Genomic DNA, 25,833 nt, shown 5'->3' on the forward strand with positions numbered 1-25,833 from the left:
GCGGCGAGTGAGAGCAACAGGGAAGGAAAGGCAACGTGGCGAATAAAGTCAAAGAGATCTGGAAGTCGGGCAAGGCCGTCGTCAACGCGTGGCTGGCAATTCCCTCCGGCTTCTCGGCCGAGATGATCGCGCAATGCGGCTTCGACAGCGTCACGGTCGACATGCAGCACGGCGTGCAGGACTATCTGTCGATGGTGCAGTGCTTCCAGGCTATGGACAAGCACCCGGTGACCCCGATGGTCCGCGTGCCCTGGAACGAGCCCGGCATCATCGGCAAGGTGCTCGACGGCGGCGCCTATGGCGTGATCTGCCCGATGGTCAACACGCCGCAGGAAGCCCGGAACCTGGTCTCCTATTCGAAATATCCGCCCAAGGGCGTGCGCTCCAACGGCCCGATCCGCGCCGGCATGTACGGCACCGCGGGCTCTTATCAGAAGACGGCCAATGACGAGATCGTGCTGCTGCCGATGATGGAGACCAGGACCGCGGTCGAGAACATGGAAGCGATCCTCGACGTCGAAGGCATCGACGGCGTCTATATCGGCCCGTCCGATCTCGGCTTCTCCTACGGCCTCGAGCCCAAGCTCGACCGCAGCGAGCCCGAGATTCTCGCGATCTACGAGAAGATCATCAAGGAATGCGGCAAGCGCGGCCTCAACCCCGGCATCCATTGCAGCGGCGCCGAAGGCGCAGCGCGCGCCATCAACATGGGCTTCAAGCTGGTGACGCTGTCGAACGAGGTCGGCCTGATGACGACCTACGCCAAGATGCAGGTAAACGCGACCCGCAAGGAATCGGGCGGCAAGGCGTAAGCGAACCTCGCGTGTCCCGGACGCGGCGCAGCACGAAGTGATGCGCCGCAGAGCCGGGACCCAGACGTTAGCGAAGCGCATGACGTGACAACTAGGCCCCGGATCTGCAGCGCCATAGCGCGTCGAAGACGCGCGTAAACGCGCTAATGGCGCGCTGCGCTGTGTCCAGGGCACGCTACTTTGAAGACCCAAGGAGACCTCTCATGACCATCAGCCCCGTCATCCGCCTGCATCCCGATGATGGCGTGGTGATCGCGCGCGCGAGCCTGCCGCCGGGAACGGTGGTTGCAGACGGCGTGACCACGGTCGACCGCATTCCCTCTGGCCACAAGATTGCGATCAAGCCAATCGCCGAGGGCGAGCCGGTCAAGCGCTACGGTCAGATCATCGGCTTTGCCACCCAGGCCATCGCACCGGGCCAGCACGTGCACGTGCAGAACTGCGGCATGGGCGATTTCTCGAAGGACTACGCCTATTGCGCCGACGTCAAGCCGACGCCGAACTTCGACCTGCCGGCAACCTTCGAAGGCATCCGCCGCCCGGACGGCCGCGTCGCCACGCGCAACTATATCGGCATCCTCACCTCGGTGAATTGCAGCGCGCATGTCGCGAGCCTCGTCGCCGACGTCTTCAAGAAGAATCCGTTCACCGGCGACAATCCACTGGCCGATTTCCCCAATGTCGACGGCGTGGTCGCGCTGACCCACAAGACCGGCTGCGGCATGACGCAGAACGAGCCGCTGGCGCTGCTCCGCCGCACGCTTGGCGGCTATGCGCGGCACGTCAACTTCTCCCACGTCATCGTGCTCGGCCTCGGCTGCGAGGTGAATCAGATCGGCGGCCTGATGGAAGAGCAGAAGCTCGCGGGACGCCTGCGCGCGATGGACATCCAGGAGGTCGGCGGCACCCGCAAGACGGTCGAAGCCGGCATCGCGTTCGTGCGCGAGGCGCTGGCTGATGCCAACAAGGTCAAGCGCGAGACGGTGCCGGCGAGCGAGCTCACCGTGGCCCTGCAATGCGGCGGCTCGGACGGCTATTCCGGCGTCTCGGCCAATCCGGCGCTCGGCGCGGCCAGCGATCTCATCGTCCGTCATGGCGGCACCGTGATCCTGTCGGAGACGCCGGAGACCTACGGCGCCGAGCATCTGCTGACGCGCCGCGCCGTCAGCCGCGAGGTCGGCGAGAAGCTGGTCGACCTGATGCGCTGGTGGGACGAATACACGGCGCGCGAAGGCGCCGAGATGAACGCCAATCCGAGCCCCGGCAACAAGGCCGGCGGCCTCACCACCATTCTGGAGAAGTCGCTCGGCGCGATGGCGAAGGCCGGCACCACCAATCTCGTCGAGGTGCTGCGCTACGCCGAGCCCGTCACCAAGAAGGGTTTTGTCTTCATGGACACGCCTGGCTACGACCCGGTCGCGGCGACCGGCCAAGTGGCGGGTGGCGCTAATCTCGTCTGCTTCACCACGGGCCGCGGCAGCGTGTTCGGCTGCAAGCCGGCGCCCTCGATCAAGCTCGCCACCAACACGCCGATGTACAAGCGCATGGAAGAGGACATGGACGTCAATTGCGGCACCATCCTCGAAGGCGAGGAGAGCGTCGAGCAATGCGGCCAGCGCATCTTCGAACTCATCCTGAAGACGGCGTCGGGACAGCCGACCAAGAGCGAGAGCTTCGATTTCGGCGGCGCCGAGTTCGCGCCATGGGTGCTTGGCGCGACGATGTAGTCGCGCGCGTGCGTCGATCGCACGACGCCGTCAAAGGCAACCGGCAGCTGTCGCTCGCGACCAACAGCGGCAGCCGCGTGTGGTTCGCACGAGATGCAACAATGGTTCGCTACGTAGTGATACGGAGGCGGGCATCTCTCGCAAAGATTCCGCGGCTTACACCTGATTAACAATGTTGCCGTAGACAGAGCCCGATATGGCCCCGCACCGTCGCGTGGCCGGCTTTGAAGGGTCGAACCGATGCAAGCGATACGTCCCACTGGGGTGGAAAATCTCCTCGGCGACGAGGAGCTGATCGTATCGAAGACCGATCTCAAAGGCCGCATCACCTACGCCAATGACGTCTTCATCCGGATGGCGAAGTACTCGTGGAAGGAGCTGATGGGCGCTCCCCACAGCCTGATCCGCCATCCCGACATGCCGCGCGCCGTGTTCAAGCTGCTTTGGGACACGCTGCAGTCCAAGCAGGAGATCTTCGCCTACGTCATCAACCTGGCGAAGGACGGCAGTCATTACTGGGTATTCGCTCACGTCACGCCGACGTTCGACGAGCGCGGCAATATCGTCGGCTATCACTCCAACCGTCGCAAGCCGGATCCCGCGCAGATCGAGCGCATCAAGCCGATCTACAAGACGCTGTGCGCGGAAGAGGCGCGGCATGCCAATGCCAAGGAGGGCATGCATGCGAGCTTCGAGGCGATGGTCGGGCTGCTCAAGCAACAGGGTGTCGGTTACGATGAATTTGTGCTCTCTCTCTAAGGCGCAGGGAGCGACCGCGCTCGCATGTGTTCTTGCCGTCGTTGCCTTCGCTCTCTCTCTTCTCGGCGTGACCGGGATCACCGGTGCAGCTCTGCTTGGTGCGACGGTCGCGCTGCTCGGCTATGCCGTCTGGTGCCAGCACCGCACGGCGATGGCCGTCGATGAGGTGGCCAACGTATGCCGCAAGGCGGCGCGCGGTGATATCGAGGCGCGGATCCTGAGTGAACGGCAGGCCGGGCGGATCGGCGCGATCCAGAAGTCGGTCAACGACATGCTCGACATCACCGACGCCTTCGTCCGCGAAGCCTCGGCGTCGATGGACTATGCCAGCCGCGGCAAGTATTTCCGCAAGATCCTCGCGCGGGGCTTGCCCGGCTCGTTCCGCCGCTCGGCGGTCGTCATCAATGCCGGCACCGACAGCCTCGGCCGCCGCGTTGAGGAGATCGCCGGCATGGCGCGGCAGTTCGGCATGCATCTCGACGCGGTTGCAGGCGGCCTCATGGGCGCTGCGACCGATCTCGAATCCGATGCCGGCCAGATGGCGGCCGCGGCGGCGAAGACCAGCCGGCAGACCTCCGGCGTGCTCAGTGCATCCGACCAGGCCTCCCGCAACGTCGCCACCGTTGCCAGCGCCGCCGAGCAGCTTGCGTCGTCGATCGCCGAGATCAGCCGCCAGGTGGCCGGCTCGACCGCGAGCACGGGGCGGGCGGTGAACGAAGCCAATCGCGCCGGCAGCGAGATCCGCAGCCTTGCGGATGCCGCGATGCAGATCGGCGACGTCGTCAAGCTGATCAGCGAGATCGCCTCGCAGACCAACCTGCTGGCGCTCAACGCCACCATCGAGGCGGCGCGGGCAGGAGAGGCCGGCCGTGGCTTTGCGGTGGTAGCCTCCGAGGTCAAGAGCCTCGCCAACCAGACCGCGAAGGCGACCGAGGAGATCAGCGCCAAGGTCGGCGAGATGCAGCAATCGACCACCAATTCGGTCGCGGCCGTCGAGGCGATTGCGCAGACCATCGCCGAGATCAACGGCATCACCGCCTCGATTGCGGTCTCGATCGAGCAGCAGGGGGCGGCGACGCGCGAGATCGCTCGCAACGTTCACGAGGCCTCGACCGGCACTTCGCAGGTCTCCTCCAACGTGACAGGCATCAGCGAAGCCGCCGACGATACCGGCCGCGTCGCTGCCCGCGTCAACAGCGCCTCCGAGCGCGTCCACGGCGAAGTCGAGACGCTCCGCCGCGAGGTGACGCAGTTCTTGCAGCGGCTGACGTCGGCGGCGTAGCAGCCTAGCTGGTTGCTGACGGGAGCACGCTGCCCTTCCTTCTCCCCTTGTGGGAGAAGGTGGCGCGAAGCGCCGGATGAGGGGTTGCATCCGCGGGATCAAAAGAGAGTTGGACTCGCGGAGAGAACCCCTCACCCGTCTCGCCGCTATCGCGGCGAGCCACCCTCTCCCACAAGGGGAGAGGGAAGAAGCGCGTGCCCTCCGCTAGGAAGCACTCGGCCCGCACCTTGCATAGGCACCCTGTGCCCGTTGTTAGTGCTTGATCGCGCTGACCTCAGGTGTTCTGCTCAAAAAAGCTGCTGGAGCACCGCACCCCGTGTCGATCTACGTCGCGCTACACCACGTCACGCACTACAAATACGACCGTCCGATCGACCTGGGACCGCAGACCATCCGTCTGCGGCCGGCGCCGCACACGCGCACGCCGATCCTGAGCTATTCGCTCAAGGTCACGCCCTCCAATCATTTCGTGAACTGGCAGCAGGACCCGCAAGGCAACTGGCTGGCGCGCTACGTCTTCCCGGAGAAGACCACCGAGCTGAAATTCGAGGTCGACTTCACCACGCAGATGACCGTGGTCAACCCGTTCGACTTCTTCGTCGAGCCCTATGCCGACAGCTTTCCATTCGACTATCCGAAGGACCTGAAAACGGAGCTCGCGCCCTATCTCGAGACCATCAAGCCCGATCGCCTGTTCGCCAAATTTCTCGACTCGATCCCGCATGAAGCCCCGAACACCGTCAACTTCCTGGTCGAGCTCAATCGCGAGCTCCAGAAGAAGGTCCGCTACATCATCCGCATGGAGCCGGGCGTGCAGACGCCGGAGGAGACGCTGGCCTCCGGCGCCGGCTCGTGCCGCGACTCCGCCTGGCTCTTGATCCAGACGCTGCGCCATCTCGGTCTCGCCGCCCGCTTCGTCTCTGGCTATCTCATCCAGATCCGTCCCGACATCGATCCGATCGAGGGACCGCCGGAAGTCGAGAACGACTTCACCGAGCTGCACGCCTGGGCCGAGGTCTATCTGCCGGGCGCGGGCTGGATCGGTTTCGATGCGACCTCGGGCATGCTCGCGGGCGAGGGGCACATCCCGGTCGCTGCCACGCCGCATTATCGCTCGGCGGCGCCGATCTCCGGTGGGGCGGGCTTTGCCGAGGTCGAGTTCGCGTTCGACATGAGCGTGAGGCGCATCCGCGAGGCGCCGCGCATCACCAAACCTTTCTCCGACGAATCCTGGGCGCGGCTCAACGATCTCGGCGAGCAGGTCGACGGCGATCTCGCGAGCCAGGACGTGCGGCTCACCATGGGTGGCGAGCCGACCTTCGTCTCTGTCGATGATCTCGAGGCAGGGGAGTGGAATACGGAAGCCGTCGGTCCGACCAAGCGCGCGCTCGGCGACGATCTGATCCGCCGCCTGCGCACGCGCTTCGCGCCCGGCGGACTTCTGCATTACGGCCAGGGCAAATGGTATCCGGGCGAGAGCCTGCCGCGATGGGCCTTCGGTCTCTACTGGCGCAAGGACGGCGTGCCGATTTGGAAGAATGCCGACCTCATCGCCAAGATCGAAAATCCGCGGCGGCCAGAGGTCAAGGATGCTGAAGCTTTCATGGAAGGCACGGCGGCGCGCCTCGGCCTCGACCTCGGCTACATCATGCCGGCCTATGAGGACCCCGCCTATTGGCTGCAGAAGGAAGCCGAGCTTCCGGTCAATGTCGATCCCACCGATTCCAAACTGTCCGATCCGGAGGCGCGCGCACGCATGGCGCGCGTGTTCGACCAAGGTCTGACCACGCCGCGCGGCTTCGTGCTGCCGATCCAGCGCTGGAATGCACCGCCGCGCTGGCGCAGCGAACGCTGGCCGCTGCGGCGCAATCATCTGTTCCTGACGCCGGGCGATTCTCCGCTCGGCCTGCGCCTGCCGATCGGCTCGCTCGGTCACATCCCGCCCAATCAGTATCCTTACATTGTCGAGCAGGATCCGATGGAGCCGCGCGGCAAGCTGCCGGTGTTCACCCGCGCCGCGCGCCCGCCATCGCCGCCGCGCACCGCCCCCGAGCATCTCAACACGGCGATTCCCGTGCGCACGGCGATGGCGGTGGAGATCCGCGACGGCGTGATCTGCGCCTTCATGCCGCCGGTCGAGCGCATCGAGGATTATCTCGAGCTGATCTCGGCGCTCGAAGACGCCGCCGAGGAGATGCAGCTTCCGGTTCACGTCGAGGGCTATCCGCCGCCGTTCGATCCGCGCATCGAGGTCATCAAGGTGACGCCGGATCCCGGCGTCATCGAGATCAACATCCAGCCGGCGCAGAGCTGGCGCGATGCGGTCGAGATCACCTCCGGCCTCTACGAGGATGCAGCCAAGGTGCGACTCGGCGCCAACCGCTTCCTGGTCGACGGCCGCCACACCGGCACCGGCGGCGGCAATCACGTCGTGGTCGGCGGCTCGAGCCCGCAGGACTCGCCTTTCCTGCGCCGGCCGGATCTCTTGAAGAGCCTCGTGCTGTACTGGCAGCGGCATCCGTCGCTGTCTTATTTCTTCTCCGGCCTCTTCATCGGCCCGACCAGCCAGGCGCCGCGCATCGACGAGGCGCGTCACGACAGCATCTACGAGCTCGAGATCGCGCTCTCGCATGTGCCGCCGTCCGGTTACCAGACGCCGCTGTGGCTGGTCGACCGGCTGTTCCGGCACCTGCTGGTCGACATCACCGGCAACACCCACCGCGCCGAGATCTGCATCGACAAGCTCTATTCGCCGGAAGGCTCGACCGGCCGGCTCGGCCTCGTCGAATTCCGCGCGCTCGAAATGCCGCCGGATCCGCGCATGTCGCTGGCGCAGCAACTGCTGATCCGCGCGCTGATCGCAAAGTTCTGGCGCGAGCCGCTGAGCGGCAAGTTCGTGCGCTGGGGCACCGCGCTGCACGACCGCTTCATGCTGCCGCATTTCATCTGGGAAGATTTTCAGGACGTGCTCTCCGAGCTGAAGCAATCAGGCTATCCGTTCGAGCCGGAATGGTATCTGGCCCAGCTCGAATTCCGCTTCCCCGCCTTCGGCCGGGTCCATCATGGCGGCGTGACGCTGGAGCTGCGCCAGGCGCTGGAGCCGTGGCATGTGCTGGGCGAGGAGGGCTCGGCCGGCGGCACCGTGCGCTATGTCGACTCGTCGGTCGAGCGGCTCCAGGTCAAGGCCGAAGGCTTCGTCGAGGGCCGCCACGTCATCACCTGCAACGGCCGCCGCCTGCCGATGACCCCGACCGGACGCTCGGGAGAAGCGGTGGCCGGTGTCCGCTTCAAGGCCTGGCAGCCGGCCTCCGGCCTGCACCCGACCATCCCCGTTCACGCGCCCCTGACCTTTGATCTGATTGATGCCTGGAACGGCCGCTCGCTCGGCGGCTGCGTCTACCACGTCGCCCATCCTGGCGGGCGCAGCTACGACACCAAGCCGGTCAACACCTACGAGGCCGAGGCGCGGCGGCTGGCGCGCTTCCAGGACCACGGCCACACCCCGGGTCCGATGCAGCCGCCGCCCGAGGAACGCACAAATGAGTTTCCGCTGACCCTCGACTTGCGGACCCCGCTCCTGCAATGAGTATGATGCGGGGGCAGGGAGAGGCGCATGGCCGAGGGCGCAGCCGAAGACAACGACCAGGCGGGCAGGGCAAAAGCTCAGCAGCGGATCGCGCAATGGGTCCGCGATTATAGCCGCCTGCCCGGCATCCCCGACGAGTTCTTAGGCCCGGACGGCACCCCCCGCGCGGTCTGGAGCCGCTTCTTCGATGCCTTCGGCGCGCTGGCGCCCGACGAGATCGAGCGGCGCTTCGGCATGGCCGATCGCCATCTCCGCGAGGCCGGCGTCACCTACCGCGCGCCCGGCGACAGCGCCGACCGGCCCTGGTCGATCAGCCATCTGCCGCTCTTGATCGACGAGGCCGACTGGCGGCAGCTTTGCGCCGGCATCACCCAGCGCGCCGAGCTGCTGGAGCGCGTGCTGCGCGACATCTATGGTGAGGGCCGGCTCGTCACCGAAGGCGCGCTGCCGGCAGCCGCGATCGCCGGCAGTCCGGAATATCTTCGTCCCGTCTGCGGCGTGCCGCCGCCGGGCGGACGCTATCTCTCGCTCTATGCAGCCGACGTCGGCCGCGGCCCCGATGGCCGCTGGTGGGTGCTCGGCGACCGCACCCAGGCGCCCTCGGGCGCGGGCTACGCGCTGGAGAATCGCCTCGTGCTCTCGCGCGCCTTCTCCGACCTCTACAAGTCGATGAACGTGCCGCGCGTCGCCCCGTTCTTCGAAGCTTTCCGCGACAGTCTTCGCGCGCGCGCCGATCGCGACGAGCCGCGGATCGGCGTGCTGACGCCCGGCAGCTTCAGCGAGACCTATTTCGAGCACGCGACGCTGGCGCGCTATCTCGGCTTCCTCCTGGTCGAGGGCGACGATCTCGCGGTCAGCGACAACCGCGTCCACATCCGCACCGTCGCCGGCCTGAAGCGGCTCGACGTGCTCTTGCGCCGGGTCGATTCCAACTCGCTCGATCCGCTCGAGCTCGATGCCTCCTCGCGGCTCGGTGTGCCCGGCCTGATCGATGTGCTGCGCAAGGATGGCGTCGTCGTCGCCAACATGCCGGGCTCGGGCGTGCTGGAGGCGCGGGCGCTGCTCGGCTTCCTGCCGGCGCTGAGCCGCCGCCTGCTCGGCGAGGAATTGAAGATGCCGCACATCGCGACCTGGTGGTGCGGCCAGCGCGCGGCGCGCGACGAGGTGCTGGCGCGGCTCGACGAGGTCGCGATCGAAGGTGCTTACCGGCGCGGCGTTCCCGGTTTCGACTCGAGCGGTCCGGTGCTCGCGAGCGAGCTCGATGCGAGTGGCCGGCAGCGCCTGATCGATGCCATCACCACGCGCGGCATGGACTATGTCGGCCAGGAGGTGGTGCGGCTCTCGACCATGCCGGTGTGGGAGCACGGGCAGCTCACGCCGCGTCCCTTCGTGCTGCGCGTGTTTGCCGCCGCCACAACCGACGGCTGGGCCATCATGCCCGGCGGCTTCTGCCGGATCGCCGAGCAGCCGGACGCGCGCGCCGTGTCGCTGGGCGACGGCGCGCGTGCCGCCGCCGTCTGGGTCGTCTCCGAAAAGCAGGTCTCGACCGCGACCTTGCTGCCGGCGACCGACAAGGTCCGCATCCGCCGCATCGCCGGCGTGCTGCCGAGCCGCGCCGCCGACAACCTGTTCTGGCTCGGCCGCTATCTCGAGCGTGCCGAGGCGACGCTGCGCCTGGTGCGCGCTTTGGGCTCGCCGAGCGGGCCCAACAAGGGCACGGCGGCCTCGGTGCAATCGGCCGAACGCATCCAGCGCATGCTGGTGGCCTGGGGCGCGGTCTCGCAAACGTCGCGCACGGCGCCCGGACGCATCGTGGCCGAAGCGCTGCAGAGCGAGGCGCGTTTCGGCTCGGCGCTGTCGCTGGTGCGCGCGGCCCAGCGCACCGCGACCTCCTTGCGCGAGCGGCTGTCGCCCGATGCCTGGCAGGTCATAACAGAAATGGCCGAGCGGCTGGCTTACGAAGTGGAGGACGACGACAGTGTCTTGAGCGCAGCCGAGCTGACCTTGCAGGAGCTGGCGAGCTTCGCAGGCCTCGCACAGGAGAACATGAACCGCGCCGCCGGCTGGCGTTTCCTCGACATCGGACGCCGCACTGAACGCGCCATCAACACCACGCGCTTCACGCGGCAGTTCGCTTATGACGAGGCCGGCGACGAGGATCTCGACATTCTGCTGACGCTGGTGGACTGCCAGATCACCTACCGCTCGCGTTATCTGCTGGCGCCGATCCTCGCGCCGGTGCGCGACCTCGCCGTGCTCGATCCCTACAATCCGCGATCGGTGGCATTCCAGGTGACGACGCTGAACGAGCACATCGCCGCGCTGCCGAGCCTGAAGGAGCACGGCCTGATCGAGAAGCCGCAGCGGCTCGCGGTGGCGATGCAGGCGATGCTCGCGACCGCGGAGGCCGAGAAGCTCGAGGTCAAGACGCTGTTCTCGCTGGAGCAGGATCTGCTCAGCCTCGCCGACGCGATCGGGCAGCATTACTTCCCGCACGGTCCCAATGCCAGCCGGCCGGAAAAGCTGACGGGGCTGGCGTGATCTACGACATCCGTCACGTCACCACCTACGAGTACGAGAATCCCGTCAGCTTCGCCCGCTGCACGCTGCGGCTGGAGCCCAGAAGCGGCGCCGGCCAGGAGCTGATCTCGCACGATCTCGAGATCCATCCACGCCCGGCCGAGCGCAATGTCAGGCGCGATTTCTTCGGCACGCTGACCGAGAGCGTGGTGATCGAAGCCGCGCATCGCAATCTGCGCATCGACTCGCGTTCGCGCGTCTCGGTGTCGCGCCAGCCGCCGGCGCGCGATGCATCCAGTCCGCCCTGGGAGAGCATTCGCGACATCGCGTTCGAAGCAACCAGCCTCGGGCCGGCTTCGCCGGTCGGCTATGTCTTTGCGAGCCCCCTGGTGCCGGTGCTGCGCCCTGTCAGCGCCTATGCGGGGATCAGCTTTCCGCCCGGCGCGGGCATCCTCAAAGGCGCGGTCGATCTGATGCATCGCATCCGCAACCAGTTCCGCTACGACGCCAAGGCGACGGTGATCTCGACGCCGCTCGACGAGGTCTTCGACAAGCGTCACGGCGTCTGCCAGGACTTTGCCCATGTGATGATTGCAGGGCTGCGCGGGCTCGGCCTGCCCGCGGCCTATGTCAGCGGATATCTGCGCACCATTCCGCCGCCGGGCCAGCCGCGTTTGCAGGGCGCCGACGCCACCCACGCCTGGGTGTCGCTGTGGTGCGGGGTGGAGCTCGGCTGGGTCGATCTCGACCCGACCAACGATCTCCTCATCGGCAACGATCACATCGTGCTTGCAATGGGGCGCGATTTTTCCGACGTCTCGCCGGTCGACGGCATCATCGTCGGCTCGCACAAGCAGAAGCTCGGCGTCGCCGTCGACGTGCTGCAGGTGGAGTAGCCCTGGACGAAGATGAAGCAGTTTTCGCCGTCTCCAGTCAGTGGGCAGGGCGATCGCATATGCCGCGTGGCGGCAGCCTGCGCGCACGCCTCGTCCTTCGAGACGGCGCTTACGCGCCTCCTCTCCATGAACCACCTGTCAGACGACGTCTGGCAGGTGGTTCATGGTTCCATGTGCAGCGCCCGCTTTCGGCGCTGGGGGCTCAGGATGAGGCTAATCGGCCTCAGTACCCGTTGACACTGCTGCCGCACACTCCGCCCTCATCCTGAGGAGCCCGCCTAAAGCGGGCGTCTCGAAGGATGGCCGCAAGGAAAAGCTCTCAAATGCGATAGCCCTGCGTCATTGGGGCACGGGGCGCCGATGGCGCCCCGTGCCGGCGGATGCGAGGATGCTCAGCGTGCCGCGCCGGTGGTCTTCGGCAGCAGCTTCTGCACGTCCGCGGTCATGTCGGCGAGGACGGCCTCGGGCTCCCTGGCGCGGGCGCCCGAGATGATCGAGTTGAGATGATCCTTGATCACGTCGGTGATCTTCAGTCCATTGTCGCCGGGGAAGGCGTACCATTTGGTGAGCAGCGCGAGCTGGCTGACCGCGGTGTAGTTATTGGGGTTCTTGACGTAGAAGTGCTTCAGATAGACGTCGTTGGCGACCTTGTTCGGCGGCATGTAACCGGTGGTCTCGGCCATGATCGCGGCGCCGTTGGGGCCGGTCCAGAACTTCACCGCTTCCCAGGCGGCGTCGCGCTTGGCCTTGTCCTTGGCGAGGATCAGCACGACATTGCCGCCGGCCGGCAGCCTGCCGTTCGGGGAGGCGACGTCCGGGAACGCAATCGTCTTCAGCGCGAACTTGCCGCCCGTCATCTGCGTGACCTTGTTGAGGTCCGAGGTCGAGGTGATGTGGAAGCCGGTCTTGCCGGCCGCGAACGCCGCGCGCATCGAGGGCTGGTCGAGATTGGGCATGCCGCCCTCGTTGACGAGCCGCGCGATCATGTTGATGGCGAACTTGCCTTCCGCTCCGTCGAACGCGACCTTGGTCTCGTCGGCATTGAGCATGGTGCCGCCGCGCGCGAAGACCGGCGCTTGCCACAGCCAGTTGCCGGTGATGTCCCAGGCATAGGTGACGCCGTTGGTGTCGTTGCCGAGCGCCTTGATCTTCTTGGCGAGCGCGATCAGCTCGTCCCAGCTCTTCGGCAGGTTGTTCACGTCGCCGCCGGCCTGCTTCACCAGATCGAGGTTGACGTAGACGATGGGCAGGGAGATCGCGAAGGGAAGGGCGTAGACCTTGCCGCTGGCGGTGCCGATGTCGAACATCGCCTGGTGAAAGCCCTGCTTGTCGAAATCCTTTTCGGCCGCGATGTAGCCGTCGAGCGCGGCCGGGATATTCTTGTCGACCAGGACGCGGATGCGGTTCAGGCCCTGGAAGGACACGTCGGGCATCTGATTGGTCACGGCCTCGCGCAGCACCTTCTGGGTGCCGTCCTCGTAGGATTCGTAAGGCGCCCGCATGGTGACCTTGATCTCCGGGTGCACCTTGGCGAATTCCTCGGCGATGCGCTTGTGGGTCTCGGTGAACAGCTCCGGATAGGGATATTGCATCACGATCTCGGTCTGGCTCTGCGCGAGCGCAGATCCGGCCGCAAGCGACAGAGCCGCCGCGGCGATGATGGACTTCAGCATGGATAGACTCCTGTTTGAGGTGACGCGGTTACTTGATCCCAGTGAGGGTGATGCCCTCGATGAAACGGCGCTGGGCAAAGAGGAAAGCGATCACGAGCGGCGCGATGATCACCATCGCCGCGGCCATCAGCGGGCCGTAGCTGGTGCCGGCCTCGTTGTTGCGGAAATGCGCGACCGCGAGCGGCGGCGTCCGCAATTGCTCGCTGTTGAGCACGATCAGCGGCCAGAAATAGTCGTTCCAATGCGCGACCACGGAGAAGATGCCGAAGGCGGTGACGGCCGGGATCGCGGCCGGCAGCATCACCCGCCAGACGATGCCGAATTCGGAGATGCCGTCCATGCGCGCGGCATCGACGAGATCGTCAGGCACGGTCTTGAAGAACTGGCGCATCAGGAAGATTCCGAAGACCGAGATCGTGAAGGGCAGGACGAGCGCGGCATAGCTGTCGAGCAGGCCGGCCTTGTGCAGCAGCAGGAAGACGGGGATCGCGGTCGCCTGCGGCGGGATCAGGATCCCGAACAGCACGAGCGCAAACAGCGTCTCGCGGCCGAGGAAGCGAAGTTTTGCGAGCGCGTAGGCCGCCGGCAGCGCCACCATGACCTGCAGCACGAAGATCGAGACCGTGACGATGACGCCGTTGAGCAGGAAGCGCAGGAGATTGGCCTTGGCGAATGCCTCGCGCAGGTTCTCCGCCAGCGCGAACTGGTGCGGGATCAGGTGCAATTCGCTGGAAAAGATCTCGGTCTGCGGCTTGGACGCGGTCGAGATCATCCAGATGAAGGGCGCCAGCATGAGCGCGGCGCCCGCGATGAGGAGCACGTGGCGGAGGATCGCCCGGAATGGGATGGAATGCGCGTTGCTCATGTGTAGTGCACCCCGCGATCGGCGAGCCTCGATTTGATCAGCGTGAGCGCGAGAACGAAGACCAGGAAGACGACCGTGATTGCCGCGGCGTAGCCTGAGCGGAAGAACTCAAACCCTTCCGTGTACATGGTGTGGATCAGGACCTCGGTGGATTTCGACGGGCCGCCCTTGGCCAATACGTGCACGGTGTCGAACACCTGGAACGAGCGGATGCCGGAGATCACGACGACGAAGGTCGTGACCGGCCCCAGCATCGGCCAGGTCACGAGGCGGAAGCGCGCCCAGCCGCTCGACGCACCGTCGATTTCGGCCGCCTCGTAGAGCTGCTTGGGGATGGAGACGAGGCCGGCGAGAAACAGCACCATGTTGAAGCCGACCGCCTGCCAGATGCCGATCGCGCACAGCGCATAGAGGGCGGTGCTGCGGTCCTGCAGCCAGGCAAAGGCCGGCAGGCCCGCGCCGCGCAACATCCCGTTCACCAGGCCGAATTGCGGGTGCAGCATGAACTCCCACACCACGGCCATGGCGATCAGGGTCGCCATGACAGGCAGAAAATAGATCGTCCGGTAGAGGCTGCGCAGGCTGGTGCCGCTCTGGATCAGAAGCGCGATCGCAAGGCCTGCGATCACGGCGCCGGGCACCACGATCACGACATAAGCCAGCGTGTTGCGCAGCGCGGTCCAGAACACCTTGTCGGCGAACAGGTCCCGGTAATTGGCCAGCCCGATCCAGGAGAAATGCGGTGCGCCAAGCTGATAGTCGGTGAAGGAGAGGGCGATCACGCCGGCGAGTGGCCCTAGCAGCATGATCAACATGAGCGCGGCGGCCGGCGTCACCAGGGCGTAGGCGGAGTACGCACGTCGGCTGCCATGAGCCGGCACCGCGCGCCTTGTTGCGCCTGCGGGAACGATCGCCGCGCCAATGGTTATGGAGCCGTCAGACATGGGCGGGCTCACGGATGCGCTCGGCCTGCTCCACCCTGAGCTCGATCCGCTTCCCGGCCGGATCGAAAACCCGTACCGCGTCGGGCGCGAAACCGAAGGCGACGGAACTCGCCATCGCGGGCAAATGCCTGACGTCCGCGAGCCGCGCGATCAGGCGCAACCCGGCGCCTTCGATCGCAAGGTGCACGAATGCCTCGGCACCGAGATTCTCCAGATGGACGACGGTTCCGGAGAACGGCCCCGCGCCGAGGTCGATCCGCTCCGGGCGGACGCCGACACGGCAGTCGCCGGCCGCCGCACTGCATGACAGCTTCAGCGCAGTCCCCAGCACATCGACGCCGCCGTCCTTCCGGATCCGGCCGGGGAGGATGTTGATCTTGGGGCTGCCGATGAATTCGGCGACACGGATGTCGCCGGGATCGTTGTAGATCTCCGCAGGCGTCCCGGCCTGAATCAATTCACCGCCCATCATGACGGCGATCCGGCTCGACATGGTCATCGCCTCGGCCTGGTCGTGCGTGACGTAGACGAACGTCGCCTTGAGGCGGCGATGCAGTTCGGCAAGCTCCGCGCGCATGTGGACGCGCAGCTTTGCGTCGAGATTGGAGAGCGGTTCATCGAACAGGAAGGCCAGCGGCTCGCGCACCATGGCGCGTCCGACCGCGACGCGTTGCCGCTGTCCACCGGACAACTGCCCGGGCTTGCGCCGGAGCAGTGGGGTGATGTCGAGCTGCTCGGCAATCCCTGCGACGTCGGCGCGAATGTGCCGTTCCTTGGCACGTCGGCTCGGCAGCAGCGCACCTAACAGCGGCAGCCGTTCGACCGCGGAGAGGCGCCGCATCCGCAGCGGTACCGCAATGTTGTCGAAGGTGCTCAAATGCGGATAAAGCGCGTAGGATTGGAATACCATCGCGAGGTTGCGCGCGCTCGGGCGAATGCCGTCCACATGGCGGCCGTCGATGTGGACTTGGCCGGAATTCTGCGGCTCGAGCCCGGCAATGATGCGGAGCAGGGTCGACTTGCCGCAGCCGGAAGGACCGACCAGCGAGATGAACTCGCCGTCCTCGACCCGGAAATCGATGCCCTTCAGGACGTCGGTGCCGTCAAAGGATTTGCGGATTGCGGAAAGTTCGATTTGCGCCATGCGCGCTGATCCCCTGCTGGCCCGTTGCGGCGCACGAGGAGTAGGAAGCGCATCTGACATTCACATAACGGTCAATGGCCTTCCTTATGGTCATCCCAGGCTTTGCTTTCGCCGGGTCCGGAAGCGGGAATGTCGATCTTGGGGGTCTTGTCGTGGCGTTGACGTCGTCGCGCGTCCGGGCGGTCAACGCGGTGTTCGAGACCGGCAGCTTTGCGGCCGCAGCCAGGCGGCTCGGGGTGTCGCAGCCGGCAGTCGCGCAGCTCGTGCGCGACCTGGAGGCCGAGTTCGCGGTCGCGCTGTTCGACCGGCATGGCCAGAGCCTGATCGCGACGCCGTTGTGCCGGCGGCTCTACGCTGCAACGAGCCGCATGCAGGCGATCGAGGCGGATGCGCTGGCCATCCTGCAGCAGCGCGACGAGCTCACGGGGGGCGAGCTTCGCATCGGGCTCGGCAACGCCATGCCGGGCATGGCGCTGATCGCGGCGTTCCGCAATCTGTATCCGAAGATCCAGATCAACATCGAGATCGGCAGCTGGTCGGCGATCATGGCCGCGGTGGTCGACCAGCGCGTCGACGTCGCCGTATTGCCGGAGGTGCCGCAGGACAACCGCTTCCGGCGCGAGCCCTGCGTCCAGCAGCGCGTCGTTGCGATCTGCCATCCCGTTCACGACCTCAGCCGTGAATCGCGCGTGTCCATTGCCGGCCTCATGCAGTATCCGCTGGTGTTTCGGACCCGGGATTCCGCGACCCAGCGCGCCGTGGACAGGGCGTTTCGCGCCGTCAACCTGCGCGCCAGTCCGGCGATCATCGTCAATACGCGCGAGGGGATGCTGGAGGCGGTCGCCAACCGGCTTGGCGTCGGCTTTGTCTGGGAGCACGGCTCGAGCCGCATCGATCGGATCGCGAAGGTGGCGATCGCGGAAATCGAGGCGGAGTCGCCCGAATACATCTTCTCGCTGGCCGGCAAACGCGGCAAGCTGGTCGAGCTGTTCTACCTGGCCAGAAGTCTTTCGCGTCCGGCCGACGGCACGGACATCCTGGCCGCGCCCTGAAGCGGCAGTCGGGGTCCGGGGCTTTCCGGCTGCCTTGGGTTGTGGTGAGCTGTAACGGCAACCGTAATGCTGCGCAGCGGGATGGCAAGATATTTACGTATCTTTGCTCCGGAATTTGGTGACCCGACCCAAGATGGGCTATGCTCCCTGCTGCGTCGAGGACAAGAATGAGACGTCGGGAGATGGCATGGGATACCAGCGGCGGACGGGGCTGCATCCATGATGACCTTACCGAGACTGGCGGCTGAAACCCTGGAGAAGTTGCTGGGCTCGTTCATGCGCCGCAGGTACGACGAGTCCTATGCCAGGGTCCTGGAAGGCTCCACGCGCACCGCGATGGAATGCATCGGCAATAGTGACGCGCTCTATCACAACATCGAACATACGATGCTGGTGACGCTGGCCGCCCAGGCAATCCTCATGGGGCGCAATCTCCACGCGCATCTTGCGGCGGAGGACTACCTCCATGTCCTGATCGCCTGTCTCGCCCACGACATCGGCTATGTCCGGGGTCTGTTTCCGGAGGATGACGAAGACGGTTTCGTGATTGACGAGGCCGGCACCAAGGTGTCGCTGCCGCGGGGCGCTTCGGATGCCAGCCTGATGATGTATCACGTCGACCGCTCGAAGCTCTTCGTCCGCCGGCGGCTGCCGCCGATCCGCGGTCTTGACAGCGAGCGCATTGCGCGCGCCATCGAAGGCACCCGTTTCCCGGCCCAGGAAGGGCAGGAATATGACGACGAAGCCTCGATCCTGCGCGCGGCCGACTTCATCGGCCAGCTCGGCGATCCCAACTATCTGCGCAAGGCCAACGCGCTCTATTACGAGTTCGAGGAGGTCGGCATCAACCGCCAGCTCGGCTACGATTCGCCGGCCGACATCGTGAACCGCTACCCGCAATTCTATTGGAACAGCGTCGCACCGCACATCCAGACCGAGATCGGTTATCTCAACAAGACCGAGATCGGCCGGCAATGGATCGCCAACCTCTACAGCAACGTGTTTCGCGCCGAACGCGACATCTCGCTGTCCGGTCCGCAGAAATAGGCCGCGCACTGGTAGCCCGGATGAGCGCAGCGACATCCGGGGCCGGTGGCGCAAAGTCCCGGATGTCGCTGCGCTCATCCGGGCTACGATTGCGCAAAACTCCGTGAGCAAATCATGCAACAAAGAACCATCAGCACGGACGTCCTCGACATCGCTTATCGCGAATACGGCGCGCCGGACGGCTGGCCCTGCATCCTCGGCCACGGCTTTCCCTATGACGTGAACGCCTATGCCGAGACTGCGCCCTTGATCGCACAAGCCGGCGCCCGCGTGCTGGTGCCCTGGCTGCGCGGCTATGGACCGACGCGGTTTCGCTTCCCCGAGACGCTGCGCTCCGGCGAGCAGGCGGCGCTCGGCGCCGATCTGCTGGCCTTCATGGATGCGCTCGGGATCGCGCGCGCAATCGTCGGCGGCTATGATTGGGGCGGGCGTGCGGCTTGCGTGGTCTCGGCGCTGTATCCGGAGCGCGTGATCGCCCTCGTCTCCGGCAATTCCTACAACATCCAGAACATCGCCCGCGCCATGGAGCCGGCTTCGCCGCCGGAGGAGGCGGCGCTCTGGTATCAATATCTCTTCCACAACGAGCGCGGCCGCCGTGCGCTGGAGCGTAACCGCCGCGGCTTTGCCCGCCAGCTCTGGGCGATGTGGTCGCCGAAATGGACATTCGACGACGCGACGTTCGAGGCGAGCGCCGTGTCCTTCGACAATCCTGATTTCGTCGATGTCGTGATCCACTCCTACCGCCACCGCTATGCGCTGGTGGCGGGCGATCCCGCCTATGCCGCGATCGAGGCAAAGCTCGCCGCGCAGCCGCCGATCAACGTCCCGACCATCGCAATCGACGGCGACAGCGACGGCGTCAATCCCGGCACCGCCCACCACGCGCGCAAGTTCGAGGGATTTTTCGAGCGGCGCGTCTTCACCGATGCCGGTCACAATCTGCCGCAGGAGCGGCCGGCCGAATGGGCGCAGGCCGTGATCGATGTCCGCACGGCGGCGCAGCGATAGGTCTTTCGCGTGCCGGATCTCACGTATAGATTGCATGAGATGCAGAAAAGAGAGAAAAATTGCGAACCTTGATTCGCATCGTTGTTTTCTCTGAAACGATGTTTCCCGCGGGGCGATATGGGTTCGGCGACAAGGATCGTGAATTCGTCGTTCAGCGTCGTTGGCGTGCTGATCGCCTTTGGCGCCGGGAGCGCGGCGCTTCTTGCGGCCGGTCGCCAGGATTATCCGGAGCTCCACACCATTCTGGACACCAGCATAGCTCTCGTCACGGGCCTGCTGGCGTTGCTGTTCTGGGAAATGGGCGCGGGCATCCAGCAGCCCTTGTCCAAGCGGCTCGCGATCGCCTTCGGCGCCACCTTCGTTCTGGAGTTCCTTCATGTCCTGGTGATCGTCGAATGGTCCGGGTCGCTCGCGTTCGTCATGCAGTTGCGGGAATTCCTCCGGCCGGCGACGTGGCCGCCGGCGGCCCACATCCTTGCGATCGGCATCCTTGCCGCGATCTGGTCGTCGCGGCGGCAAGGGGGCGGGACGGCGCCGTTTGCGCTGTTCATGGCGGTCGTGGCCGTGCTGCTGGTGGTGATCTTCCAGCACCTTCCACCATATCGTCCTCCGGGTCTGTTCGAGATCACCCGTCCGGTGCTGATCCTGGCGCCGCCGTTGTGGGCGATCACCTGCGTCCTGTGCTGGCGGCTGCGAACGGAGGACCGGATTTTCGGGCCGCTCGCCCTGATGGGGGCCGTCGTTCTGCTCGGCCATGTCTCGATGTTGTATTCGCAGGCACCGCACGACACCGAGGCGATGGTCGCTCACCTCGGCAAGATCGGCGGCCGCCTCGTCCTGCTGCTCTCGGTGATGCAGATGGCCTCATCCGACATGCTGGAGCGGCTGCGCGCGGAAGCACAGCTCGCACACCTGAACGAGGAACTGGAAGTGCGTGTGGAGGAACGAACCGCACAGCTTGCGGCGTCCAACCATGCCCTGGAATCCGAGATTCTCGTGCGCCTGCATGCGGAGCAGAAGGCCCAGGCCCAGCTCGCACGGTTGAGCCTGTTGCACCAGATCACGCGTGCGATCGGCGAACGGCAGGATCTCAACAGCATATTCCAGGTGGTGGTCCGCAGTCTCGAAGACCAGTTGCCGGTGGATTTCGCCGCCCTGTGCTTTCACGACACGGTCGATCATGTGTTGACGGTGGAATGCGTCGGGCTCAAGAGCGGCGCTCTTGCGCTCGAACTCGCGATGCCGGAACGCTCGCGGATCGCCATCGACGAGAACGGTCTCTCCCGCTGCGTGCTGGGCCAGCTCGTCTACGAGCCGGAGATCGCGCAGTCGCCGTTTCCGTTCCCGATGCGGCTCGCCCGCGGCGGCTTGCATGCGATGGTGCTGGCCCCGCTCCAGGTCGAGAGCCGGGTGTTCGGCGTGCTCGTCGCCGTACGTAAGGAGAAGGAGAGCTTCAGCAGCGGCGAGTGCGAGTTTCTGCGGCAGCTCAGCGAGCATGTCGCGCTCGCCGCCCATCAAGCGCAACTCCATGGCGCCCTTCAGCAGGCCTACGAGGATCTGCGGCAGACGCAGCAGGCCGTGATGCAGCAGGAGCGGCTGCGCGCCCTCGGTCAGATGGCCAGCGGCATCGCGCACGACATCAACAACGCGCTGTCGCCGGTGTCGCTCTATACGCAATCGCTGCTGGAGGTGGAGCCGAATCTCAGCCCGCGCACCAGGGAGTATCTGGAGACGATCCAGCGGGCGGTCGAAGATGTCGCACACACGGTCACGCGCATGCGCGAATTCTACCGTCAGCGCGAGCCTCAGCTGACGCTGATGCCGGTCCGGCTCAACGAGCTGGTGCAGCAGGTCATCGACCTGACACGGGCGCGCTGGAGCGACATGCCGCAGCTGCGCGGCACCGTGATCTCGTTGCGCAGCGAGCTTGCGGAACGATTGCCGCCGGTCTCGGGCGTCGAGAGCGAGATCCGCGAAGCATTGATCAATCTCATCTTCAATGCGGTCGATGCGCTGCCCGCCGGCGGGACGCTGACGCTGCGCACGAGGCTCCTGCGCGGTGCCGGGGGCAATGGGCGCGACCAGGATCAGGTGCGGGTCGAGGTCGGCGACGACGGCGTCGGCATGAGCGAGGAAACCCGCCGGCGCTGCCTCGAACCGTTCTTCACGACGAAGGGAGAGCGCGGCACCGGATTGGGTCTCGCCATGGTCTACGGCGTCGCCAGGCGCCACAACGCCGACATCGACATCGACAGTGCGGTCGGCCGCGGCACGGTCGTCGTGCTGAGCTTTCCGGTGCCGGAAGCGCCGTCCGGCGCGCCGTTGCGCGAGGCGCCCGAACCCGCGAGGCCGGCGCGCCTGCGCCTCCTGCTAGTCGACGACGACCCGATGCTGCTCAGGTCATTGTGCAACACGCTGGAGGCGGAGGGGCACGTCATCGTGACGGCAAATGACGGCGCGGCCGGAATCGCGGCGTTCTGCGCCGCCGCCGAGCGTGGCGAGACCTTCGCTGCCGTCATCACCGATCTCGGCATGCCGAACGTCGACGGACGCAAGGTGGCGAGCGCGATCAAGGGCGTTTCGTCCACGACACCCGTGATCATGTTGACCGGCTGGGGCAAGCGCCTCACGTCCGAAGACGACATCCCGCCGCATGTCGACTACGTCCTCAGCAAGCCGCCGAAGCTTCGCGAATTGCGCGAGACGCTGGTACGATGCTGCGGGCCCGCCAGCGCGTGAGGTCCATGAGGGCAGGGTGGAGCAACATGCTGACGAAAGGCGCGAGGGCCCGCATTCTCGTGGTCGACGACGAAGTGGCGCAGATGAGGGCGCTGTGCGACACGCTGCCGGGTGCGGACTACGAGACGGTCGGCTACTCGGACGGGCCATCCGCTCTGGCGGAGTTGCGGCGCGCCAGGTGTGACCTGCTGCTCGCCGACCTGATGATGCCGGGGATGGGCGGCATCGAGCTGCTGCGGGCCGCGCAGGAGATCGATCCCGATCTCGTCGGCATCATCATGACCGGCGACGGAACCATCGCCACCGCGGTCGAGGCCATGAAGGCGGGCGCGCTCGACTACATTCTCAAGCCGTTCAAGCTCAGCGTCGTCATTCCCGTGCTCGAGCGTGCGCTGGCGGTCCGGCGCCTTCGCCTCGAGAACGCCGAATTGGGGCAGCGGGTGCGCGAGCGCACCCTGGAGCTCGAGGCCGCGAACCGGGAGCTCGAGGCATTCTCCTATTCCGTCGCGCACGATCTACGCGGACCGCTCTCGGTCGTGGTCGGATATGCGGAGACGCTGGTCGAGGATCATTCCGCGGAATGGCCGGACCAGCCGCGGGAGTTGGTCGGCGCCATCATGGCCAGCGGCGAGCACATGCAGCGCCTGATCGAGGGGCTGCTGCGGCTGTCGAAGCTCGGCCGCCAACCGCTGTCCAAGGGCCCGGTCGAGGTCGGGGCCCTGGTCCGCGAGGTCGTCGACGAAGTGCGCCGGCAGCACGCGGGTCGCGAGGTCGTCGTCCATGTCGGCGACATTCCCGATTGCGTCGGCGACCAGGCGATGCTGCGGCAGGTGCTCGTCAACCTGGTGTCCAACGCCTTCAAGTTCACGCGCGCGCGCGAGAAGCCGCTGGTCACCGTGATCGGCTGGACCGAAGCCGGCGAAAAAATCTATTGCGTGCGCGATAATGGAGCCGGCTTCGACCTGCAGCAGGCCGACAAGCTGTTCGCTGCGTTTCAGCGATTTCACGATCCCGATCAGTACGAGGGCACGGGGATCGGCCTTTCGATCGCATCGCGCATCGTGCAGCGCCACGGCGGTCGCATCTGGGCCAATGCCGAGGTCGGCAAGGGTGCGGCGTTCTATTTCGGCATTCCCGACTGAGCTGCGCTTGAACCGCCGCATTCGATCTTGATTTGCGTCAATGTTGGTGCGGCCGAGGGCTGCTCTGCTGGCTGTCGTCCCGACATGGTCCGTGCTGTCATGACGCGTGCCCCGGGCTTCGCATGCCCGCCGGCCTCCGATTTTTTCTCATCTCGGGAACCTTTTCCGGTTGGAGCCGTCCAAGCTGAAGGACCGCTGCTACGTGCTTACACCGGAAGGCGTGGGTGTCATCATCAAGGCGACGCATCACTGCATGACGACGCGCGGCGCGCACAAGCCCGGAACTGATCTCGTCACCAGTCGCATGCTGGGGGTGTTCCGCGACAATGCGTTGATACGCCAGGAGCTGTTGGGCCTCGCCAATTCAAACACGTGAGTCACGCGGCTAGCCAAGGAGACGCTGCCATGACCGAGGACAAGAAGCCGAGCGGGCCCGACCTGACCAGGGGCGTGTCGCTGACCGAATTCAAGGACGGCAAGCTGCTCGGCCATGTCGGCGAGGAAGACGTCCTGCTGGTGCAGTCCGGCAACGAGACTTTTGCGATCGAGCCGGCCTGCAGCCACTATCACGGCCCGCTCGCCGAGGGCCTCGTGGTCGGCGACACCATCCGCTGTCCCTGGCATCACGCCTGCTTTTCGCTAAGCACCGGCGAGGCCAGCCGTCCGCCGGCGCTGAACGCGTTGGCGGTGTGGGACGTCGCGCGCGACGGCGACAGGATCGTCGTTCAGCGCAGGCGCGAGGCACCAAAGCCGTCAACGGCTCATCGCAGCGCGCCGACGCCGGAAAAATTCGTGATCGTCGGCGGCGGCGCGGCCGGCTTTGCGGCGGCCGAGACGCTCCGGCGCGAGGGCTTTGCCGGCGCCATCACCATGCTGAGCAATGACGGTGCGATGCCGGTCGATCGGCCGAACCTCTCCAAGGATTATCTCGCCGGCAACGCGCCAGAGGACTGGCTGCCGTTGCGGCCCGAGGATTACTATCGGGACGCCGGCATCGATCTCAGGCTCAACACGCATGTTTCTGCGATCGATCCCAAATCCCGCAGCGTCACGCTGGGCAATGGTGACAAGCTCCCGTTCGACCGGCTGTTGCTCGCCCCCGGCGCCGAGCCGGCAAAGCTCCAGATTCCGGGCGCCGACCAGCCGCACGTTCGCACCTTGCGCTCCGTTGCCGACAGCCGCGCCATCATCGCGGCGGCAGGCAGCGCCAAACGCGCGCTCGTGATCGGCGCCAGCTTCATCGGCCTCGAGGTCGCGGCTTCCTTGCGCGCGCGCAAGCTGGAAGTCCATGTGGTCGCGCCGGAGGAGCGGCCGATGCAGAAGGTGCTCGGCGCCGAGATGGGCGACTTCGTCCGGTCACTGCATGAAGAGAACGGCGTTGTCTTCCACCTGAAGGATACGGTGGAGAAGCTCGAGGGCACCCGCGCCACGCTGAAGAGCGGGGCTGTCATTGAGGCCGACCTCGTCGTGGTCGGCATCGGCGTCAAGCCGCGCCTCGCGCTCGCCGAGCAGGCGGGCCTTGTCGCCGATCGCGGCGTGAGCGTGAGCGAATATCTGGAAACCAGCGTCGCCGGCATCTTCGCCGCCGGCGACATCGCGCGCTGGCCCGACCCGCATTCGCGGCAAACCATCCGCGTCGAGCATTGGGTGGTGGCGGAACGGCAGGGTCAGACTGCGGCGCGCAACATGCTCGGCAGGCGTGAACGCTTCGACGCGGTGCCGTTCTTCTGGTCCCAGCACTACGACGTTCCGATCAACTATGTCGGCCACGCCGAGAGCTTCGACGATATCGCGATCGACGGCAGCATTTCCGGCAAGGATTGTCTGCTGAAGTACCGCAGGGCCGGCCGGGTGCTGGCGGTCGCTTCAATTTATCGCGATCTCGATAATCTCAAGGCCGAGCTCGAGATGGAGCGCTCGCGCGGATGACGCACCGCATTCGAACTTGATTTGCGTCAATGTCGCTGCCGGTACGGGTGCTCTGCTGACTGTCGTCCCGCTACGGCGCGTGCTATTCTGGCGCGTGCCCCCGGGCTTCGCAAGCAGGAGTGGCCGTCATGACCAGTGCTTCGGACACGTCTCATCATTCCAGCCTCGGATCCGGCATCGCGGCGCTGCATGCCAAATGGGGCTGGATCGTCGCGCTCGGCGTCGTCTATCTCATCGCCGGCTTTGTCGCGCTCGGCAGCATGGTGATGGCGACGGTGGCGAGCGTGATCGTGGTCGGCGCGATGATGATCGTCGCGGGCGTGACCGAGATCATCGGTGCATTCCAGCTCAAGAGCTGGGGCAAGTCTCTGGTCTGGGCCTTGCTTGGTGTGCTCTACGTCATAGCCGGCTTCCTCACCTTCGAGAATCCGTTATTCGCCGCGGTTCTGCTGACGCTGTTCCTCGGCGCGTCGCTGCTGGCCTCCGGCGCCGTCAGGCTGTTTCTTGCCTTCAGCATGAAACGCAAAAGCCCGTGGGTCTGGGTGGCGCTGTCGGCCGTCATCACGCTGCTGCTCGGGCTGCTGATCCTGGCGCGCTGGCCGGTGAACAGCGTCTACATCCTCGGCCTGTTCCTCGGCATCGACCTGATCATGGCCGGTGCAGGCTGGATCAGCCTCGGCTTCAGCCTGAAGCGGCGCGGCTAAAGCA

Annotated in this window: 18 protein-coding genes and 1 pseudogene; 15 read left to right on the forward strand and 4 right to left on the reverse strand. The window is 65.9% G+C overall.

Annotation, left to right across the window (positions count from 1 at the left end; genetic code table 11):
• The first annotated feature begins 35 nt into the window (after positions 1–35).
• The 7 genes from CVM73_RS00955 (at position 36) to CVM73_RS00985 (ending at position 11,582) form a co-directional block, all read left to right on the forward strand.
• Entirely contained in the window at positions 36–812 is a 777-nt protein-coding gene (locus tag CVM73_RS00955; RefSeq protein ID WP_100230151.1) for an HpcH/HpaI aldolase family protein, read from the forward strand.
• 203 nt (positions 813–1,015) lie between these two features.
• A complete protein-coding gene (locus CVM73_RS00960) occupies positions 1,016–2,539 on the forward strand; it encodes a UxaA family hydrolase (protein ID WP_100230152.1) in 1,524 nt (507 codons plus the stop codon).
• A gap of 240 nt (positions 2,540–2,779) precedes the next feature.
• Positions 2,780–3,298, forward strand: coding sequence for a PAS domain-containing protein (locus tag CVM73_RS00965; RefSeq protein ID WP_100230383.1), 519 nt, complete (start codon positions 2,780–2,782; stop codon positions 3,296–3,298).
• The gene (locus CVM73_RS00970) at positions 3,276–4,580 is read left to right on the forward strand and encodes a methyl-accepting chemotaxis protein (RefSeq protein ID WP_167406539.1); all 1,305 of its coding nucleotides are present in this window, start codon (positions 3,276–3,278) and stop codon (positions 4,578–4,580) included. Before CVM73_RS00965 ends, CVM73_RS00970 begins: the two co-directional genes overlap by 23 nt.
• Positions 4,581–4,896: 316 nt before the next feature.
• Positions 4,897–8,166 carry a transglutaminase family protein gene (locus CVM73_RS00975; RefSeq protein ID WP_100230154.1) on the forward strand — a complete coding sequence of 1,090 codons (3,270 nt, stop codon included), beginning with the start codon at positions 4,897–4,899 and terminating at the stop codon, positions 8,164–8,166.
• Between the two features lie 27 nt (positions 8,167–8,193).
• Positions 8,194–10,707, forward strand: a complete 2,514-nt coding sequence (locus CVM73_RS00980; RefSeq protein WP_100230155.1) for a circularly permuted type 2 ATP-grasp protein — start codon at positions 8,194–8,196, stop codon at positions 10,705–10,707.
• Entirely contained in the window at positions 10,704–11,582 is an 879-nt protein-coding gene (locus CVM73_RS00985; protein ID WP_100230156.1) for a transglutaminase family protein, read from the forward strand. Before CVM73_RS00980 ends, CVM73_RS00985 begins: the two co-directional genes overlap by 4 nt.
• Before the next feature lie 392 nt (positions 11,583–11,974).
• Here the strand turns inward: CVM73_RS00985 and CVM73_RS00990 are convergent, their stop codons facing one another.
• Genes CVM73_RS00990 through CVM73_RS01005 form a run of 4 tightly spaced genes read right to left on the reverse strand, consistent with a single transcriptional unit; the run spans position 11,975 to position 16,208 of the window.
• Positions 11,975–13,255 (reverse strand): ABC transporter substrate-binding protein, encoded by a 1,281-nt coding sequence (locus CVM73_RS00990; protein ID WP_100230157.1) that lies wholly within the window; start codon positions 13,253–13,255, stop codon positions 11,975–11,977.
• Positions 13,256–13,283: 28 nt separating this feature from the next.
• On the reverse strand, positions 13,284–14,120 hold the full coding sequence (locus CVM73_RS00995) for a carbohydrate ABC transporter permease (RefSeq protein WP_100230158.1): 837 nt from the start codon (positions 14,118–14,120) through the stop codon (positions 13,284–13,286).
• A complete protein-coding gene (locus CVM73_RS01000; RefSeq protein WP_100230384.1) occupies positions 14,117–15,064 on the reverse strand; it encodes a carbohydrate ABC transporter permease in 948 nt (315 codons plus the stop codon). Before CVM73_RS01000 ends, CVM73_RS00995 begins: the two co-directional genes overlap by 4 nt.
• Positions 15,057–16,208, reverse strand: coding sequence for an ABC transporter ATP-binding protein (locus CVM73_RS01005; protein ID WP_100230159.1), 1,152 nt, complete (start codon positions 16,206–16,208; stop codon positions 15,057–15,059). The genes CVM73_RS01000 and CVM73_RS01005 overlap by 8 nt, the downstream gene beginning before the upstream one ends.
• Positions 16,209–16,360: 152 nt before the next feature.
• Here CVM73_RS01005 and CVM73_RS01010 point away from each other — a divergent pair, with 152 nt between their 5' ends.
• The 8 genes and pseudogenes from CVM73_RS01010 to CVM73_RS01050 all read left to right on the forward strand — a co-directional run bounded on the left by CVM73_RS01010 (position 16,361) and on the right by CVM73_RS01050 (position 25,829).
• The gene (locus CVM73_RS01010) at positions 16,361–17,260 is read left to right on the forward strand and encodes a LysR family transcriptional regulator (protein ID WP_100230385.1); all 900 of its coding nucleotides are present in this window, start codon (positions 16,361–16,363) and stop codon (positions 17,258–17,260) included.
• Between the two features lie 219 nt (positions 17,261–17,479).
• Positions 17,480–18,307, forward strand: a complete 828-nt coding sequence (locus CVM73_RS01020) for an HD domain-containing protein (protein ID WP_100230160.1) — start codon at positions 17,480–17,482, stop codon at positions 18,305–18,307.
• Positions 18,308–18,421: 114 nt separating this feature from the next.
• On the forward strand, positions 18,422–19,315 hold the full coding sequence (locus CVM73_RS01025; protein WP_167406540.1) for an alpha/beta fold hydrolase: 894 nt from the start codon (positions 18,422–18,424) through the stop codon (positions 19,313–19,315).
• 138 nt (positions 19,316–19,453) lie between these two features.
• Positions 19,454–22,054 carry an ATP-binding protein gene (locus CVM73_RS01030; RefSeq protein ID WP_208639156.1) on the forward strand — a complete coding sequence of 867 codons (2,601 nt, stop codon included), beginning with the start codon at positions 19,454–19,456 and terminating at the stop codon, positions 22,052–22,054.
• 26 nt (positions 22,055–22,080) lie between these two features.
• Complete coding sequence (locus CVM73_RS01035; RefSeq protein WP_100230386.1) at positions 22,081–23,196, forward strand: sensor histidine kinase; 1,116 nt, start codon at positions 22,081–22,083, stop codon at positions 23,194–23,196.
• A gap of 202 nt (positions 23,197–23,398) precedes the next feature.
• Positions 23,399–23,572: pseudogene (locus tag CVM73_RS01040) on the forward strand (GTP cyclohydrolase I); the annotation flags it as partial.
• A 29-nt stretch (positions 23,573–23,601) separates the two neighbouring features.
• On the forward strand, positions 23,602–25,125 hold the full coding sequence (locus CVM73_RS01045) for an FAD-dependent oxidoreductase (protein WP_100230163.1): 1,524 nt from the start codon (positions 23,602–23,604) through the stop codon (positions 25,123–25,125).
• Positions 25,126–25,253: 128 nt separating this feature from the next.
• Positions 25,254–25,829 (forward strand): HdeD family acid-resistance protein, encoded by a 576-nt coding sequence (locus tag CVM73_RS01050; protein WP_100230164.1) that lies wholly within the window; start codon positions 25,254–25,256, stop codon positions 25,827–25,829.
• Positions 25,830–25,833: the final 4 nt, after the last annotated feature.

The organism is Bradyrhizobium forestalis, from assembly GCF_002795245.1.
In the GTDB taxonomy this organism is placed as follows: domain Bacteria; phylum Pseudomonadota; class Alphaproteobacteria; order Rhizobiales; family Xanthobacteraceae; genus Bradyrhizobium; species Bradyrhizobium forestalis.